Annotated in this window: 10 protein-coding genes; 9 read left to right on the forward strand and 1 reads right to left on the reverse strand. The window is 42.2% G+C overall.

The genetic code is table 11. From position 1 onward, the window contains the following. The first annotated feature begins 11 nt into the window (after positions 1–11). From LN995_RS14240 to LN995_RS14260, 5 genes are all read left to right on the forward strand, one after another. Complete coding sequence (locus LN995_RS14240; RefSeq protein ID WP_229961755.1) at positions 12–1,682, forward strand: RagB/SusD family nutrient uptake outer membrane protein; 1,671 nt, start codon at positions 12–14, stop codon at positions 1,680–1,682. A gap of 36 nt (positions 1,683–1,718) precedes the next feature. Continuing rightward, complete coding sequence (locus LN995_RS14245; RefSeq protein WP_229961756.1) at positions 1,719–2,888, forward strand: glycan-binding surface protein; 1,170 nt, start codon at positions 1,719–1,721, stop codon at positions 2,886–2,888. Positions 2,889–2,912: 24 nt separating this feature from the next. After that, complete coding sequence (locus LN995_RS14250; RefSeq protein WP_229961757.1) at positions 2,913–4,964, forward strand: IPT/TIG domain-containing protein; 2,052 nt, start codon at positions 2,913–2,915, stop codon at positions 4,962–4,964. A 343-nt stretch (positions 4,965–5,307) separates the two neighbouring features. After that, on the forward strand, positions 5,308–6,972 hold the full coding sequence (locus tag LN995_RS14255) for a glycosyl hydrolase (RefSeq protein WP_229961758.1): 1,665 nt from the start codon (positions 5,308–5,310) through the stop codon (positions 6,970–6,972). A gap of 103 nt (positions 6,973–7,075) precedes the next feature. Further along, positions 7,076–9,400, forward strand: coding sequence for a glycoside hydrolase family 3 N-terminal domain-containing protein (locus tag LN995_RS14260; RefSeq protein ID WP_229961759.1), 2,325 nt, complete (start codon positions 7,076–7,078; stop codon positions 9,398–9,400). Between the two features lie 109 nt (positions 9,401–9,509). Here the strand turns inward: LN995_RS14260 and LN995_RS14265 are convergent, their stop codons facing one another. After that, positions 9,510–10,382, reverse strand: coding sequence for an AraC family transcriptional regulator (locus tag LN995_RS14265; RefSeq protein WP_229961760.1), 873 nt, complete (start codon positions 10,380–10,382; stop codon positions 9,510–9,512). A 531-nt stretch (positions 10,383–10,913) separates the two neighbouring features. On the opposite strand from LN995_RS14265, the gene LN995_RS14270 reads away from it, so the two are divergent. The 4 genes from LN995_RS14270 to LN995_RS14285 all read left to right on the forward strand — a co-directional run bounded on the left by LN995_RS14270 (position 10,914) and on the right by LN995_RS14285 (position 16,544). Then, positions 10,914–12,026 carry a glycoside hydrolase family 26 protein gene (locus LN995_RS14270; protein WP_229961761.1) on the forward strand — a complete coding sequence of 371 codons (1,113 nt, stop codon included), beginning with the start codon at positions 10,914–10,916 and terminating at the stop codon, positions 12,024–12,026. Between the two features lie 146 nt (positions 12,027–12,172). Next, positions 12,173–14,044, forward strand: a complete 1,872-nt coding sequence (locus LN995_RS14275) for a sodium:solute symporter family protein (RefSeq protein WP_229961762.1) — start codon at positions 12,173–12,175, stop codon at positions 14,042–14,044. A 110-nt stretch (positions 14,045–14,154) separates the two neighbouring features. Next, the gene (locus tag LN995_RS14280; protein WP_317206959.1) at positions 14,155–15,318 is read left to right on the forward strand and encodes a glycoside hydrolase family 130 protein; all 1,164 of its coding nucleotides are present in this window, start codon (positions 14,155–14,157) and stop codon (positions 15,316–15,318) included. Continuing rightward, positions 15,318–16,544: an AGE family epimerase/isomerase gene (locus tag LN995_RS14285; RefSeq protein ID WP_229961764.1), complete on the forward strand. Its 1,227-nt coding sequence runs from the start codon at positions 15,318–15,320 to the stop codon at positions 16,542–16,544. The genes LN995_RS14280 and LN995_RS14285 overlap by 1 nt, the downstream gene beginning before the upstream one ends. Positions 16,545–16,975: the final 431 nt, after the last annotated feature.

Raw genomic sequence — 16,975 nt, forward strand, 5'->3', positions numbered from 1 at the left:
CAACAAGTAAGATGAAAAATAAAAGTTTATATATAGGAGCACTCTTGGCATTATCCTTTTTCACGAGCTGTGAAAAAGAGTTTCTTGATAGACCTCCTCAGGATACCTTGGTGGATGCTAACTTCTTTAAAACAGATGCACAAGTATTAGCCGCTTCTGCGCCATTATATAGTGTGGTATGGAAGGATTATGTAGACCAGGCTTATTATCAATTAGGTGACCTAAGAGCAGGAACTCTTTACAGAGCCTGGAATGACAGAGACAATACGTTGTTCAATACATCGGATGTGTCTTCGTCAAACAACAGTGCATACCGTGCTTTTTACATTGTGGTAGGCCAGTCAAACACGTTAATTCAAAACATTAACACGTATGCTGGAGCAGAGGTATCAGAAGATGTTAAAAATCATGCTATTGCCGAAGCAAGGTTTATGCGGGCTACTGCTTATACGTTCTTAGTGATGAACTATGGTGCTGTTCCTATCATCGAAAACAACATTGCTTTATTAAATGATAAGAATTTAACCCGTAACACCATAGAAAGTGTGTGGGAGTTTATTACAAGAGATTATCAGTTCGCTGCTGAGAATTTACCAGATGATCCAATTGAGCCAGGCAGAATTACCAGGTGGTCTGCTGAAGGTATGTTGGCAAGAACCTACTTGAACAGAGCTGGAGTAGGAGGTGGCGGAAGCAAAAATCAGGAATATCTGGATTTGGCGAAGCATTATGCTCAAAGGGTTATTACCATGAGTGGCGCTACTTTGCTTCCTGATTATGCCGATCTGTTCAGGTACCCTTACGACAACAACGCGGAATCCTTGTTTGAGCAGCAGTGGGTGTTCACGACAAACTATGGCTACGCTAACACTATGGTTTCTCAGTTAACCTACAGCAACGATATTGCCAATGGTGATGGCTGGGGAGGTGACCTGGGTGCTTCGTACTGGATGATGAGCCTTTATGATGGTCTTTTCGAAAGCGGTTTTACTGTTGACACACGTTTAAAAGCAACCTTCATGTTGCCGGGCTTCCATTACCCTGAGATTACTCAGACGGTGAGAGATGACAATGGCACTGAAGCTGAACAGGAATTAGTTTTCCCGGCGCCATCAGAAGACGATGCGCAAAGCTTTGCCAATGTTAAGAAGTACGTAGTAGGAAAAGCAGTCGACCTTGGTGGGCAGGCTACTACGCAGCGCTATCCTAACAATACCTATATGCTGAGGTTAGCAGAGATGTATTTAATTTATGCGGAGGCATCTCTGGGAAATAGTACATCAACTACCGATGCGCAGGCAATAGAATATTTTAATGCTGTACATACCAGGGCTGGACTACCTGCCCATGAAGGAACTCTTACCTGGGACGATATTTTCGAGGAGCGTGCAAAGGAGTTCGCTGTGGAAGGGTTAGCATGGTATGATTTGGTTCGCCTGCACTACTACAATCCTGATAAAGCTTATGAAATCATAAACAATCAATATCGTGGCCTATATGTAATCCGTCCGAACAGAATGCCAAATCCAAACTCCTGGGAGTTTATCATAAACGAGGATACGGAAGTAGAGCCTTATGCCACTGCAAGTTCTGGTAACTTTCAGCTTCCGATACCTGCCGCTGAGGCAAGCCAGGCTCCGAATCTGAGAAATGAACCCGTTCCTTATGATTTTGGAGAGTAGTACTGAAGTTATATTTAACTATAAAAGAACTGAAATATGAAATTGAATTATAAATCACTGTTATTCCTCTTTATCGCGTTTGCGATGGTTGGAGTATTTTCGAGCTGTACGGATGATGATGACAATGCTCCGAACGGTGGTAAACCTATGATTAGCTACATAAGGATTACAAGGCCAGAGGCATCAGACTCTCTCATTGCTAAAGCAGGTCAGGGAGCTATGATTGCCATCATAGGACAAAACCTGCAGGATGCCCGGGAACTTTGGGTTAATGACCAGCAGGCAGCACTCATACCGACATTTATTACTAATACTTCTATCATCACCAGAGTTCCTAATAGGATTCCGGAAGAAATCACTAACAAGATGAAAATCGTTTTTGCTAACGGTGACTCTCTGATTCATGATTTTACTGTTGATATTAGCGATCCTGTGATCTCTTACATGGAAAGTGAACATGTAAATACAGGTGAAGTGGCTACAATAGTGGGTAGCTTCTTTTACGAGCAGCTTGCCCCGCTTACTGTAACTTTTACAGGAGATGTAACAGGAGAAGTAGTATCCGTTGAAGATGATAGAATTGAAGTTAGAGTGCCAGAGGGTGCTGAGCCGGGCCCTATAACAGTTACCACTAGTTTTGGTGAGACAGAATCTGATTTCTGGTTCCGTGATAACCGTAACATTATTGCTGGTTTTGAAGAAACAGACTTTAGCGGATGGTGGCATGGAAAAGATTACATAGTTAGTTCTGATCCGGATATTCAAGCTATCAACAACAATTTCCTTCGAATAAACAAACCTCAGTGGGGTGCCAGCTGGCTGGAGTTCTGGGTAGGAAATGGCGGCACATTGGTTGAAGCAACAAAAGCTATTCCAGCTCAGGCGTTTGAAAACCCGAGTAACTATGTTTTAAAGTTCGAAATCAACACATTAGCCTCTTTATCAGGTGCTGAAGTGAGAATGTATATGGGGCCTGATATGGGTGGAGAAAGAGAGAAAATTTACTATACCTGGAAGCCAAATATTGATACAGGAGGAGATTGGGAAACGGTTAGTATTCCGTTTGAAGATTTCTTGGAAGCAAATACAAGTTTAGAGTATAATCCTGAAGGTTATCAAGCTTCTTTCTTTTTTGCTAATCCACAAACCATGGATATCAATTTTGCATTGGATAACATGCGTGTAGTGCCTTTAACGGCTGAATAATAATCCTATAAAAGATATTATTGTATGAAAAACATTTATAATGTAAGGCTACTGTTGCTTGTATGCCTGATACTGTCCTTTGGGTTCTTAACTTCATGTGAAGATGACGACGATACTCAACCAAATGCTGGGCAGGTACAACTCCTGAGTTTTGGTCCTACTGGCGTTCAACATGGAGAAGAAATTCGATTTATTGGTCATAACCTGAACCAGGTGGAGGCAGTTGAGTTACCAAGTGCAACGGTTGCTAAAGCAGACTTTCTGGAGCAGACTTCAGAGCTTATCCGCCTTATTGTGCCGGATGAGGCGATGGAAGGACTGGTAACACTTAAACTTTCAGATGGTAAGGAGATAACCTCCAAGACTGTTTTAAGCTTTGAAGTTCCAATTACAATTTCCTCAGTTACTACAGAAGCAAGACCTGGTACGAATATTACTATTAATGGTACCAAACTTAATTGGGTAGAAGGAGTAGTGTTCGCAAAAGATACGGTAGACGAGTTTGTAAGCCAGTCAGCAACAGAGTTAGTTCTTCAGGTACCTTTAAATGCAAAAACAGGTACCCTGGTTCTTATAGGAGGCGGTACGGAACCGTCGTTTGTAGAAACGGAGGAAGAGCTGATTGTAACTTTGCCTAAAGTAACTTCTCTGTCGCCTGCTGCAGTAAAGCACAGCGAAAGCCTGACACTTACAGGTACTGATCTTGATCTGGTTCAGGAAGTTGTATTCGCAGGAGGTGCAATAGTTTCAGATTTTACTAGCCAGTCTGCTACTGAGATTGTATTAACAGTTCCTAATACAGCTGATGCAGGAGCTCTTACCCTTGTGGCAGCAGGTTCGCTTGTAGAAGTCGTAATAGAAGCTGAACTAGAGCTAACTTTACCAACTGTCACCTCTATGAATGCTGTAAAGCATGGTGATAACCTGACCATTACAGGTACAAACCTTGATATGGTGAAGGAAGTTGTATTTGCAGGTGGAGCAAAGGTTTCTGCTTTTGTAAGCAGATCAGCTAGCCAGTTAGAGGTAAAAGTACCTGATACTGCAGATGAAGGTAACCTGACACTAATCACTACACATGGTTATGAGGTGCCAACTTCTTCTGCACTGGATTTAATACTGCCAGCTGTTACGAGTGCCACACCAACTCCTGTAGACCCAGGAGCCAACGTTACGATTACTGGTTCTAACCTGGATCTTGTGAAATCGGTTGTTTTTGGTGGAGATGCTTCAGTTTCTACATTCGTAAATAAGTCTGCTAACCAAATAGTTGTAACAGTGCCAGATCAAGCCACCAGTGGTACTTTAACATTGATTACCACTCACAACTATGAGGTAGCTACAGAAACTGAGGTAACCGTTGTTTTACCAGTCGTTACGGGTATTACGCCTGCACCTGCAGCTTATGGGGCCTATCTTACAATAACAGGTACTAACCTGGATCTGGTGCAGTCAGTTAAGTTTACAGGTGGTGCAACAGTAACAAACTTTTTAGCGAAAACTGCTTCCCAAATAATTTTAACAGTTCCTGCAGAGGCCAAAAGTGGTACCTTAACTTTGGTTACAAACCGCGGTCTTGAGATTGAAACAACGCTCGAAGCTATGGTAGGTGATGGTGGACCTGATATTGACCATTTTATTTACGATAACGCTCTGAATGCAGACCCTAATAATGGCTGGACCCTATTGGGAGGCTGGGGCAAAGCATCAGAAGATTTAGCAAACACTGAACAGGTAAGTAGAGGAGAAAAATCTATTAAAGTTGTTTACAACGAAGCTTATGGTGCATTTCATCTAAGTCCTAAGAACCCAAATATTTTAAATGATTATACCCATGTAGTACTTTATGTATATGGAGGATCAGGGAATAACAGAATGGCTCTTCGTGTAAAAACAAAGGGAGGTGTGGACTCTCCGGAGCCCACATTTGAATTAATTGAGGGGGAATGGCAGAAAGTTGAAATTCCGATAAGTGCGTTCGGAGATATTTCTGGAGGTATTAGCGAGTTTATGATTAAAAACTACGGTACTGAATCTAACACCATTTATATAGATGATGTTGGCTTGAGAGATTAAAATAAAGCCTGTATAAAGATGCAAAAGGAAGAGTGTTAATGCTCTTCCTTTTGCATCTTTTCCATCAACAAGAGAACATATCGCTTTTTATATGCGTACTGCCACAAAACTTTTATAATTCAGGATAATAAAGTACCAGCCTTAACATTATAAAAAACTGTTAGGAAACAAAAACACCCTATTTTTATTGCCATTAAAAGTTTTGTTGTTCAATTAAATGATAAAAAAGTATATAAAATTAGCCGAACGAATGTTTAATTTTGAAGGTGTAATTTTAGCCATTCCAGAATAGCATGAAGTTTATAAGTTTAAGAGAGCTTTTAGTGAAATAAGATCCTTTAACATGATTAAAATATTTACAAAGTTACTCTTCATTCTTCTGCCTTTCTTTTTTGCTTTACAAGGGTTTGGGCAAAGGTATGAAGCTGAAAATGCTATACTCTCAGATGGTGCTTCGGAAGAGGCATGTACGGCTTGTTCAGGAGGCTTTTCTGTAACGCAGGGAGAAGGCAACCTGCAGTTTAATATAAGCCTTACTGAAGAAGCTTTTTACAACATTTACATTGTTGCCTCCTCCCCAGGTGGCGAGAAGACAAACATTATTTCAGTAGATGATACTTCGGCTGATTTTCAGTTGGTGCAAAATTCAGAGTATACCAGGCATAAAGTAGTTAACACTTATAAATTAGCAGCAGGAGATCATGTAATTGAAATAAAGAAGTCCTGGGGCTGGATTAATGTTGATTACCTTGAACTGGAAAAAGTTAGTGTATCTGATAGGTTTAACCTTAATCAGACTTTAGTAACCCCAGATCCTACTCCTGAAGCTGCTGCGCTTTATAACTTTCTGCTGGACAATTACGGCGATAAAATCATCTCAGGCGTCATGACACTAAACAGCATGGATGAGGTGAACTGGCTAAAAGAAAACACAGGTAAAGAGCCGGCTCTAGTTGGACTAGATTTTATGCACAGTGGCCGGGAATATAATTGGTATGATGATAAAGAGCCAATAAATGATGCCAAAGATTGGTACAATAGAAACGGCATTCCAGCTTTAATGTGGCATTGGAGAGACCCTTCACGTGCAACAGATGAGTTTTATGCTAACAGTCAATCTAATCCGGGTGGTACTGAATTTGATATTACAAAAATAGCTGATCCCAACTCAGCAGAATATACCGCTATGCTGGCAGACATAGATTATGTAGCTGGTTTGCTAAAAGAATTGCAGGCTCAGAATGTGCCGGTAATATGGAGGCCATTACATGAGGCAGCAGGCGGTTGGTTTTGGTGGGGAGCTAAAGGGCCAGAGCCGCTAAAAGCGCTGTGGCATTTAATGTATGACCGCATGGTCAATTATCACGGGCTGCGAAACCTCATTTGGGTGTGGACAAGGGAACCCGGCGATGAAGCCTGGTATCCGGGAGACGAATACGTGGACATAATAGGACGTGATATTTACAAGACAGGAGATCATAGCTCTCATGCTATTGAGTTCAATAACATGAATGCCTTGTATGGAGGGAAAAAGATGATAACTCTAAGCGAGGTTGGATCTTTTCCTGATGTTGATAAGCTGATTAAAGACGGAGCTGCCTGGTCATGGTACATGCCCTGGTATGGAGACTATACACGTGATAGCCAGTACAACTCACTTGAGTTATGGGAAAAGATGTTTGCGGATGCGTACGTGATTACACTGGATGAAATGCCGGAGCTGAGTACTTATGTAAGACAGGAGCCAGGGCAGGAACCTACAGGTATCTGGTACAAAAATGTTGATAAGCCTTCTTTTGTGGCATATCCTACCATTGTGAAAAATGATTTAATCATCAGTAATGAGAGCCGGATACAAACTGTTGCAGTTTACAACATCAAAGGGCAGCTTTTAAAACAACAGGAAGTGTACGGAGATACAGTTGTTATTCCATTCAAGGGGTACTCTCCCGATATTTATCTTGTGAGGGTAAACCAAAAAGGAGTGGTTAAAGTGGTAAAAGAGTGATGCCCGAATTTGGAGCTGACTACGTAAAGTGGCGGCTAATAAACTTAGAATTTAAACGTTTAATTATCATAGCTTAGAAAGAATTTCCATTCAACAAACAATTATGAATCATAAAAAAAGCAGCTATTTATTATTATTTGCGCTAGCTCTTGGTTCCTGCGGTGTCACGCAGTCTAACCAATCAACACAGTCTGCGGAGGCCACAACACAGGCATCAGCAGCAACACCGGCAACAGCAGGGAACCAGGCTACTGACCAGGAAATTGAAGACCTGTTGGCTAAAATGACAATCGAAGAGAAAGTAGGGGAGATGACTCAGGTTACTATCGACCTTATTCTGAAAGATGGTTCAACTACTGAGGTAGATCCGGCTAAGCTTCGTAAAGCTCTTCTCGAAAAGCATGTGGGTTCTATACTTAACGTAATGGGACATGCTTATACAGTAGATGAATGGCATAAGATTATTTCAGCTATACAAGATGTAGCTACAAAAGAATCCAGAATGAAAGTGCCTGTGTTATATGGTATTGATGCCATACATGGTGCAAACTACATTGCTGGCTCTACGCTTTTCCCGCATAACATTGCTATGGCGGCCACCCGTAATCCTGATCTTGTAAATCAGGCGGCTAAAATTACAGCCATAGAAACAAGAGCATCGGGTATTCCGTGGAATTTTGACCCGGTGTTAGATGTGGGCAGGCAGCCATTGTGGCCTCGTTTCGAAGAAACCTTTGGCGAAGATGTTTATGTAGTGAAAACAATGGGTAGAGCTGCTATTACAGGATATGAGCAAGATGGCCTGAACCAGGACCATACAGTTGCCTCTACTATGAAGCACTTCCTGGGTTACTCCTTGCCCAACAGCGGAAAAGACCGTACGCCTTCTTACATTCCGGAGCAGATGCTGCGTGAGATTTTCCTTCCACCGTTCAAAGCAGCTGTAGAGGCTGGTGCTTCTACCGTCATGATCAACTCCGGGGAGATTAACGGTACGCCTGTGCATGGCAGCAAGTACTACCTAACAGATATCTTGAGAGGTGAACTTGGCTTTCAGGGTGTGGCTGTGTCTGACTGGGAAGATGTGATTCGTCTGCATACCAGGCATCGTATAGCCGACACGCCTAAGGAAGCTGTGCGTCTGGCAGTTGAGGCTGGCCTGGATATGAGCATGGTGCCGGTAGATTATTCTTTCTATGACTTATTAGTAGAACTGGTTAAAGAGGGTACTGTTTCAGAAGAGCGCATTGATGTGTCGGTACGTCGTATCCTTACACTGAAAAAGAAACTTGGCTTATTCGAAAATGCTTATCCTAAAGCAGAACTGAAAAGTCAGGTGCAGAAGCCGGAGTATGATCAGGTGTCTCGTCAGGCAGCTTTGGAAAGCTTAACACTGCTTAAAAATGACAAGCAGGTGTTGCCATTAAGCAAAAATACTAAAGTACTGGTGGCTGGTCCTACTGCTAACACACTTGCTTCTTTACATGGTAGCTGGTCTTATATCTGGCAAGGAAACGACGAAAGCCAGTATCCTGAAAAAGCACTTACTTTAGTGGAGGCCTTGCAGGCAGAGATTGGCAAGGGCAATGTTGTTTCCCGTTCGGTGGCTGAGTTTGGTGCTGCCGCGAATTATGATGTGGCACAACTGAAGCGAGATGCACAGCAAGCACAGGCCATTGTTCTTTGCTTAGGAGAGAAAGCATATGCAGAGAGCCCAGGTGTGATAGACGATCTGAGCATAGAAGAGAACCAGATTGCATTAGCGAGAGCAGCAAAAGAAACTGGTAAGCCTGTGATACTGGTACTGCTGGAAGGCCGCCCTCGTATTGTGTCTGCCATTGAGCCAATGGTAGATGCTGTATTGATGGCTTACAGACCTGCCACATTTGGTGGTCCTGCTATAGCTGATGTTTTGTTTGGAGACTATAACCCGAATGGTGTGCTTCCATTTACATACCCTCGCCACACAGGCGATATTGTGCTGTACGACCACAAAGGAACAGAGCGTGTTCGTGAGGACGTGCCTAATACATACGGAGATCAAGGTTTTAACCCTCAATGGGCTTTTGGTGCAGGTTTAAGCTACACCACATTCAGCTTTTCTGGCTTAAGCGTGAGTAACACTAACTTTGGGCCTGGCGATAACGTGGAAGTGTCTGTTAAAGTGAAAAACACAGGCCGCAGAGCGGGTAAGAAAACAGTGGAGCTTTATAGCCACGACCAGTATGCCAGTGTTACACCTAGTACCAGAAGGCTTAGAGCTTTCACCAAAGTTTCCTTAGAGCCTGGCGAAGAGAAAACAGTAAACTTTACCATCACGGCTAAAGATCTGGCTTTTGTTAATCAGCAAGGGGAGTGGGTAACGGAACCAGGTGCTTTTGACTTAATGATAGGAGATTTAAAAACTACTATTAATTATCAGGAGTAGTTAACAACAACTTATAAAAATGGCTTCCTTTTCAGGAAGCCATTTTTATTTATAGAGAATAGAATCTGGTATCTACAGCATAACACATTTATACTATCTTAATCCTGGCCTATATAAACACACGCGAACCAGAATAGTTAAGTCTGAACTCTTTAGGTGTACAACCTTTTACTCTTCTAAATATCCGGTTAAAGTATGACAGGTTATTAAACCCGCACTTGTAGGAGATCTCAGAAATAGTTTCTGTTGTGTCTATCAACAAACGGGATGCGTGGCCCAGGCGTATTTCGTTCAGGCTCTCTACAAAGGTTTTTCCGGTGCGCTTCTTAATAAACCTGCTGAACGATACCTCTGGCATGTTTACTACTTTTGCCACATCAGCCAACGATATTTCTTTGTCATAGTAGGTTTGCATGTACTCGAATGCTTTCTCTATTCGGCGGCTGTAGTAGTTAAACTGGTCAGATGTAAAAGAACTGTTCGATAAGGTCTGCATGTTACGCGAAATAGACAAATCATGCAGAATAGAAATCAGTTCTAACACTGAATCAAAACCACTCTTTTGTGTCAGTTGCTCTAACCTTGGCTTAAAGGCTTCTCGCGTTTCCCTTGAAAATGAAATGCCTTTGCCTGAACGTTCCAGCAAAGTTCTGATAAAGCTTAGTTGATTTCGCTTTAGAAACTTTTCATCGAATAGATCTTTGTGAAATTGTATTGTAATTTCAGAGATTTCTTCACTCTTGCACTCATGCGTAAACCAGCCATGTGGCAAATTGCTTCCTACCAACACAAGGTCATAATCGTCTATTATTTCCACATGGTCGCCTACCACTCGCTTTGCACCTGCAGCATTATAAACAAAGTTCAGTTCAAAGTCCTCGTGGTAATGCAGCGGAAAATTAAACTCTTTCTTGGTTCTTGAAAAAAATGTAAAGCAATCGCTTTGGGTTAAGGGCGTAATTTCTCTATAAATATTGCTCATATAGTGTCAGTATATTTGAGTTCTCACTTAATTATGATGTCGTTATGCTGTGCTTATGATAAAATAAGATCAATATATTGTCCGACTTTTAAACTTATGCGTAAGATATGCAGAATGATATATTCTAAACTTAGTATAAATAGGTAATATGAAAGATTTTCTTAATATCATATAATTATACTAGTTGTAATATTATCTTATGCTGCTCTGGCAATTCTTTAGCATTTTCATTTATCCTTTGTTAATGGGTGTTGTTTCTAAAGGATATATCAAAGTAAAGCATCTTTGCCGGGAAAAACTAACAAACATTTGATAAAATAGTATTACTTTTTCGCTGATAAACTGTTTATTTTTGCAAACAAGACTCATGCTGACTCTAAATCGATTTAAAATACTTAAAGACTTGTACCTGATAACGACGTTCCTTGAACTGCTTTAGGTACAGAGGTTCTTTTTGTGGTTGGTTAAGCTTACTTAGATTGCTTGTTAAAAATATTGTTTTGAAGTATCTGTTTTACCTATAAAACTGCTATGTACCGCATTCTTTTTGCCAGCTTTTTTGCACTGCTTTTTGTAAATGTTTCATGTACACAAAAGGGACTGCCAACAAACTCCACGGCTACACAGGAAACAAAGAACCTCTACTCTAACCTGAAAAACCTGTCTGAGAAAGGTGTAATGTTTGGGCACCAGGATGATTTAGCCTATGGTGTTGGTTGGGAGTATGAAGAGGGGCGTTCTGATGTGAAGAGTGTCGTAGGAGAATATCCGGCTGTAGTAGGATGGGATTTGGGTAGCCTGGAGTTGGGTAAAGATAAAAACCTGGATGGTGTTCCTTTTGATAAAATGCGCTCCTATGCCGAGCAGATATATGCGCAGGGCGGGTTGAATACTTTTAGCTGGCACTTAAATAACCCGGTAGATCCGGCGAAAACAAGCTGGGATAAAGAAGAATCTACGATCAGGAAACTATTTGCTGACCAGGAGGCAATGAACCGCTATAAATCATGGTTAGGTGATGTGGCTACATTTCTTAAAAGCCTGAAAGGACCTGATGGTGAAGTGATACCTGTTGTTTTTCGTCCGCTTCATGAGCACACAGGTAGCTGGTTCTGGTGGGGGAAGGACTACAGTACGCCAGAGGAATATATTAAAATGTGGCGCTTTACCGTGGATTACCTTCGCCAAGAAGAGGGTGTAGATAATATACTGATCGCTTACTCCACAGATAGATTCAACTCACGCGAAGATTATCTGGAGCGCTATCCGGGTGATAAGTATGTTGACATTATAGGTTTTGATATCTACCACCGTCCTCAGCCAGGTGAGGAGGATAACTTTGTAGCGGAAGCACGTGGTATGGTTGACATTCTTCGTGAAATAGGGCAGGAAAAAGGGAAAGTATGGGCCTTAACTGAAACAGGTCTTGAAACATTACCTGACGCTGATTGGTGGACCAATACTTTGCTCCCAATTATCAAAGATTCAGGCTTGTCTTATGTGCTGGTATGGCGCAACGGTCGTCCAGATCACTATTATGCGCCTTATCCGGGGCAGGAAAGCGCTGAGGATTTTAAGGAGTTTTATAACAGCCCGGAAACGCTTTTCGGGCAGGATGTGGCAAACCAGCGATTATATAAGTAAGCCATTGCAACAAGAATAAGTATGTCGGAGGCTGGTATACATGATAGGGTGCTGAATATTAAGCTAGACTTGCTACTTAAAAACTTGAACCTGTTGTTTATCCTCTGCCTTACGCATCTTAGAAAATACTTTAATCAAAAACACCAATGAAGTTATCGTTAATTGATATTAGTATAATATTCGCCTACCTGATTGCGGTAGCGGCCATAGGGCTGGTATTGCAAAAAAAAGCAAAGGCTGATAAGGAAGCCTATATGCTGGGGGGGAATACCCTCCCTTGGTATGCGCTGGGGCTTTCAAATGCCTCTGGTATGTTTGATATTTCCGGTACCATGTGGATGGTGATGCTGGCCTTTGTGTATGGTCTGAAAAGTATCTGGATTCCTTGGCTCTGGCCGTCCTTCAACCAGGTGTTCCTGATGATGTTTATGGCTGCCTGGTTGCGCCGTTCCAATGTGACTACCGGGGCTGAATGGATGCTGACTCGTTTTGGAAGAGGAAAAGACTCTAACAAGTCACATAGTATTGTGGTGGTTTTTGCGCTTATCAGTTGCCTTGGCTTTTTGGCTTATGGTTTTATCGGTTTAGGTAAATTTGTAGAGATATTCGTGCCTTGGTCAGTAGTGCAGCCTTACCTGCCTTTTGACCTGTCTGCTGAATATGTGCCTCATTTCTATGGTCTTGTGTTTACCTCCTTTGCTGTTTTTTATTCTATATTAGGTGGTATGGCTAGTATTGTGTGGGCGGATGTACTACAGTTTGTAATTATGACAGTGGCAGCTATTGCTATTGCTGTAATTGCCATGAATGGCCTGGATGCTGGCACATTACATGTGCCGGATGAGTGGTACACGCCATTCTTTGGTGCAACTCTGGATCTGGACTGGACTGGTATTATTGATGAAGTAAATGCTAAAATACAGGAAGATGGTTTCTCTCTCTTTGGTATTTTCTTCTCACTAATGCTCTTTAAAGGAGTATTAGCCAGCTTAGCAGGTCCTGCGCCAAATTACGACATGCAGAAAATCCTTTCCAGTCGTTCGCCGCAGGATGCCGCCAAGATGAGCATGTTTGTATCGCTGGTGCTGATTCCGACACGTTATTTGATGATTATTGGTTTTGCTGCACTGGCTCTTCTTAACTATGAGCAACTGAACCTGGAATCTGCAACAGGTATCGACTTTGAAAAAATCCTGCCTGCTGCCATTCTTAACTTTGCACCTACAGGTATCCTTGGCCTGTTATTAGCGGGCTTGCTGGCTGCTTTTATCGGAACATTTGCCGGTACGCTAAATGCGGCGCAGGCTTACCTTGTTAATGACATTTATCTGAAATACGTAAACCCAAAGGCGCCTAACCAGACAGTAACACGCATGAACTATGCTACAGGTATCGTTGTAGTGTTGCTAAGTGTGGTGCTGGGTTTCTTTGCCAAAGACGTAAACAGCTTACTGCAGTGGATTGTGGCTGGCTTGTATGGCGGATACATTGCAGCCAACGTGCTGAAGTGGTACTGGTGGCGCTTTAACAGCAGCGGCTTCTTTTGGGGTATGCTGGCGGGTATAGTGCCTGCGCTTATCTTCCCATACATATTCGATGGGCTTGATCTCTATTACTTCCCGTTATTGCTGGCTGTTTCTCTGGCTGGTAGTATAATAGGAACCTACATGGCACCTCCAACAAATGAGGAAACGCTAAAGGAGTTTTATAAAACAGTTCGCCCCTGGGGTTTCTGGAAACCAATAAAGGATTTGGTGCAGGCAGAAGATCCTACTGTTGAGGAGAACAAGTATTTCTGGCTTGATATGTTTAACGTAGTAATAGGTGTTGTTGCTCAAATGTGCCTTACCCTGTTGCCTATTTACCTGGTAATAAGTATGCACACCGAACTGTTTATTAGCCTCGGTATCTTCTTTGTTTGTGTGCTTATTCTAAAGAAAACCTGGTGGGATAGGCTTAATAATGATGCCCCTAAACAGGATATCGCTTCTAAAAGAGCTTTAGTGTCTCAAAAATAAAAGGATAAACTGATCTGTTCAGCAGCAAAAAAATAATTAATAATTTATTTCTCCAGATGGAAATCAACTTTAAAGAAAGACTTAGCGAGCTTGAAAAAGCTTACAATAGCTTGATCACACGCAAAAACGTAAAAGAAGCATTAGGAAACGGCATTTATGACCGTTATAAATATCCGGTTCTTACAGGGCAACATGCGCCTTTATTCTGGCGCTATGACCTGAATCAGGAGACAAATCCTTATCTGATGGAGCGTTTCGGAATTAATGCTGCTTTCAATGCTGGTGCTATTAAGCTAAATGGTAAGTATCTGCTAGTGGTGCGTGTAGAAGGGATGGATAGAAAGTCATTCTTTGCTGTAGCAGAAAGTGATAACGGAGTAGATAACTTCAGGTTCTGGAACAGACCAATTACCTTGCCTGAGACAGGTGAGCCAGATGTGAACGTATACGACATGCGCGTAACACAGCATGAAGATGGCTGGATTTATGGCCTTTTCTGTACAGAGCGTAAAGACCCTAGCGCAGGCCCTGGCGATGAGTCTTCTGCCGTAGCGCAATGTGGTATTGCTCGTACCAAAGACCTGGTAGAGTGGGAGCGTTTGCCGGATCTGAAAACCCCGTCTCCGCAGCAGCGCAACGTAGTACTCCACCCAGAGTTTGTAAATGGGAAGTATGCCTTATATACGCGTCCACAAGACAGCTTTATTGAAGCTGGCACCAGAGGCGGTATTGGCTGGGGCTTAACAGACTCTATGGAGAATGCCGAAGTTTCTGAAGAAATGATCATAGATGAGAAGCGCTACCACACTGTTTACGAAGTGAAAAATGGTCAGGGGCCGGCTCCAATCAAAACTGATAAAGGTTGGCTGCACATGGCGCATGGAGTGCGTAATACTGCTGCCGGTTTGCGTTATGTGCTGTATGTATTTATGACTGATCTTGAGGATCCTACAAAAGTTATTCATAAACCGGCGGGTTACTTTATTGCACCAGAAGGCGAAGAGCGAGTAGGAGACGTTTCTAACGTAGTATTTGCTAACGGGTGGGTTTTAGATGAAGACGGAACAGTATTTATCTACTATGCTTCATCTGACACGCGTATGCATGTTGCCACATCTACTATCGATCGCTTGCTTGACTATGCTGTCAACACGCCATCTGATGATTTCCGCTCAGGAGCATCTGTCGAGCGCCTTAACAAGATTATTGATGGCAATGAAGCTTATGTGCAGGCCCAGAAGGGAACAGTGGTAAGTGAGAACGGAGTTTCGTAATGATAACATCTGAAGTTTTAGCAATAAACGAAAAGTTAAGCAACTATAAGGCCGAAGCTGAAGCTGAACTTACCAGGATTCTCGCTTTCTGGGAGCAGAACGCGCTGGATGAGATGAATGGCGGCTTTGTAGGCCAAATGTATAATGACGGGAAGATTAATGAGCACTCTCCTAAAGGGGGAGTGCTTAACGCCCGCATTCTATGGACTTTTTCAGCAGCTTACCGGCAAACAAAAAAAGAGGTGCATCGTGCTATAGCAGATCGTGCATATACTTTTGTGACAAAGCATTTCCTGGATAAAAAGCATGGTGGCACCTATTGGAGTGTAGATGCAGCAGGAAAGCCTTATAGCAAACGCAAGCAAATTTATGCCATAGCCTTTACTGTTTATGGTTTGAGCGAATATTATCAGGCCACCAAAGAAGCTAAAGCGCTACAGCTTTGCCAGGAGCTATTCCATTGGATTGAGAAGCACAGCTTTGACCCTGAACTAGGCGGCTATTACGAAGCTTTTAGCGAAGAAGGACAGTTGCTGGAAGATCTGCGTTTAAGTGAGAAAGACCGCAACGACCCCAAAACCATGAATACGCACCTGCATATTCTGGAGGCTTATGCTAACCTGTATCGTATCTGGCCAGATCAGTATCTGGCGAGGCAGTTGGAGGGGATTCTTAATGTTTTCCTGGAGCGCATTATTAATGCTAATACCCATAACATGAATCTGTTTTTTACCACCGACTGGAAATCGACAGCTAATCTTGTGTCTTATGGGCATGACATCGAAGCATCGTGGCTGCTATTAGAAGCGGCAGAAGTGTTAGGTAAAGAAGAACTCACTGCCAAAGTAAAAGATGTTGCTGTAGCTATGGCTAAGGTAACAACCAATGGCTTGCAACCTGACGGAAGTCTTTACCATGAATTGAATAAAGACGAGAACCATTATGATAAACACCGTGAGTGGTGGGTAAGCGCTGAGGCTATGGTTGGGTTCCTTAATGCGTATCAGATAACACAGGATATAGGGTATTTGCAGCACTCTTTAAATGCGTGGAATTTTGCTAAAAAGCATCTTCTGGATGAGGAGAGGGGCGAGTGGTTCTGGGGGGTGTTTGACGACTATAGCCTCATGAAGAACGAAGATAAGATTGGCTTCTGGAAATGCCCGTACCACAATGCCAGGGCATGCCTGGAAGTAATGCACCGATGTAAAAAGTTATTGGCATAAATAATTTCATCCTTATTTAAAGGGAGGAAGTGTCGGTTAAGAACTTTAGCCAAGGTGTTTATAAGGAAATATGTAAAAAGGTCCGGCTTAGAGAGTTAAATCAGGTTGGACCTTTTCTGTTTGCTTAAGACCAGTTGTAGATAGATGACTGCTTCTAGAGTGTAAAATGTTGTGTGGAAACTTTAAGCTAGTTGAACATGACAGTAAAAAAACTGTAGTGGCTACTGTCTTACGTTAACCAGCCAAGATAGCTGTAAACCTTTATGGAATAGTTAGGTTAAGAAAACCTATTTAGTGTTAGTTTACATACATAAAATGTTAAATTTGTGTTAATAATTGTTATAGATACTGCCTATCTTTGTATGTGAAACTAACGTTGGTTAGATAGTTGAAACTTAATGGAAAATATGAAGTATAAGGGCAAAATCATT

It is taken from the genome of Pontibacter silvestris (assembly GCF_020907275.1).
Classification (GTDB): domain Bacteria; phylum Bacteroidota; class Bacteroidia; order Cytophagales; family Hymenobacteraceae; genus Pontibacter; species Pontibacter silvestris.

Bases quoted from the DNA above. Each gene is read 5' to 3' on its own strand.
- LN995_RS14240 (WP_229961755.1), top strand. From the start codon at position 12: ATGAAAAATAAAAGTTTATATATAGGAGCACTCTTGGCATTATCCTTT.
- LN995_RS14265 (WP_229961760.1), bottom strand. From the start codon at position 10,382: ATGAGCAATATTTATAGAGAAATTACGCCCTTAACCCAAAGCGATTGC.
- LN995_RS14285 (WP_229961764.1), top strand. From the start codon at position 15,318: ATGATAACATCTGAAGTTTTAGCAATAAACGAAAAGTTAAGCAACTAT.
- LN995_RS14250 (WP_229961757.1), top strand. From the start codon at position 2,913: ATGAAAAACATTTATAATGTAAGGCTACTGTTGCTTGTATGCCTGATA.
- LN995_RS14245 (WP_229961756.1), top strand. From the start codon at position 1,719: ATGAAATTGAATTATAAATCACTGTTATTCCTCTTTATCGCGTTTGCG.
- LN995_RS14255 (WP_229961758.1), top strand. From the start codon at position 5,308: ATGATTAAAATATTTACAAAGTTACTCTTCATTCTTCTGCCTTTCTTT.
- LN995_RS14275 (WP_229961762.1), top strand. From the start codon at position 12,173: ATGAAGTTATCGTTAATTGATATTAGTATAATATTCGCCTACCTGATT.
- LN995_RS14270 (WP_229961761.1), top strand. From the start codon at position 10,914: ATGTACCGCATTCTTTTTGCCAGCTTTTTTGCACTGCTTTTTGTAAAT.
- LN995_RS14260 (WP_229961759.1), top strand. From the start codon at position 7,076: ATGAATCATAAAAAAAGCAGCTATTTATTATTATTTGCGCTAGCTCTT.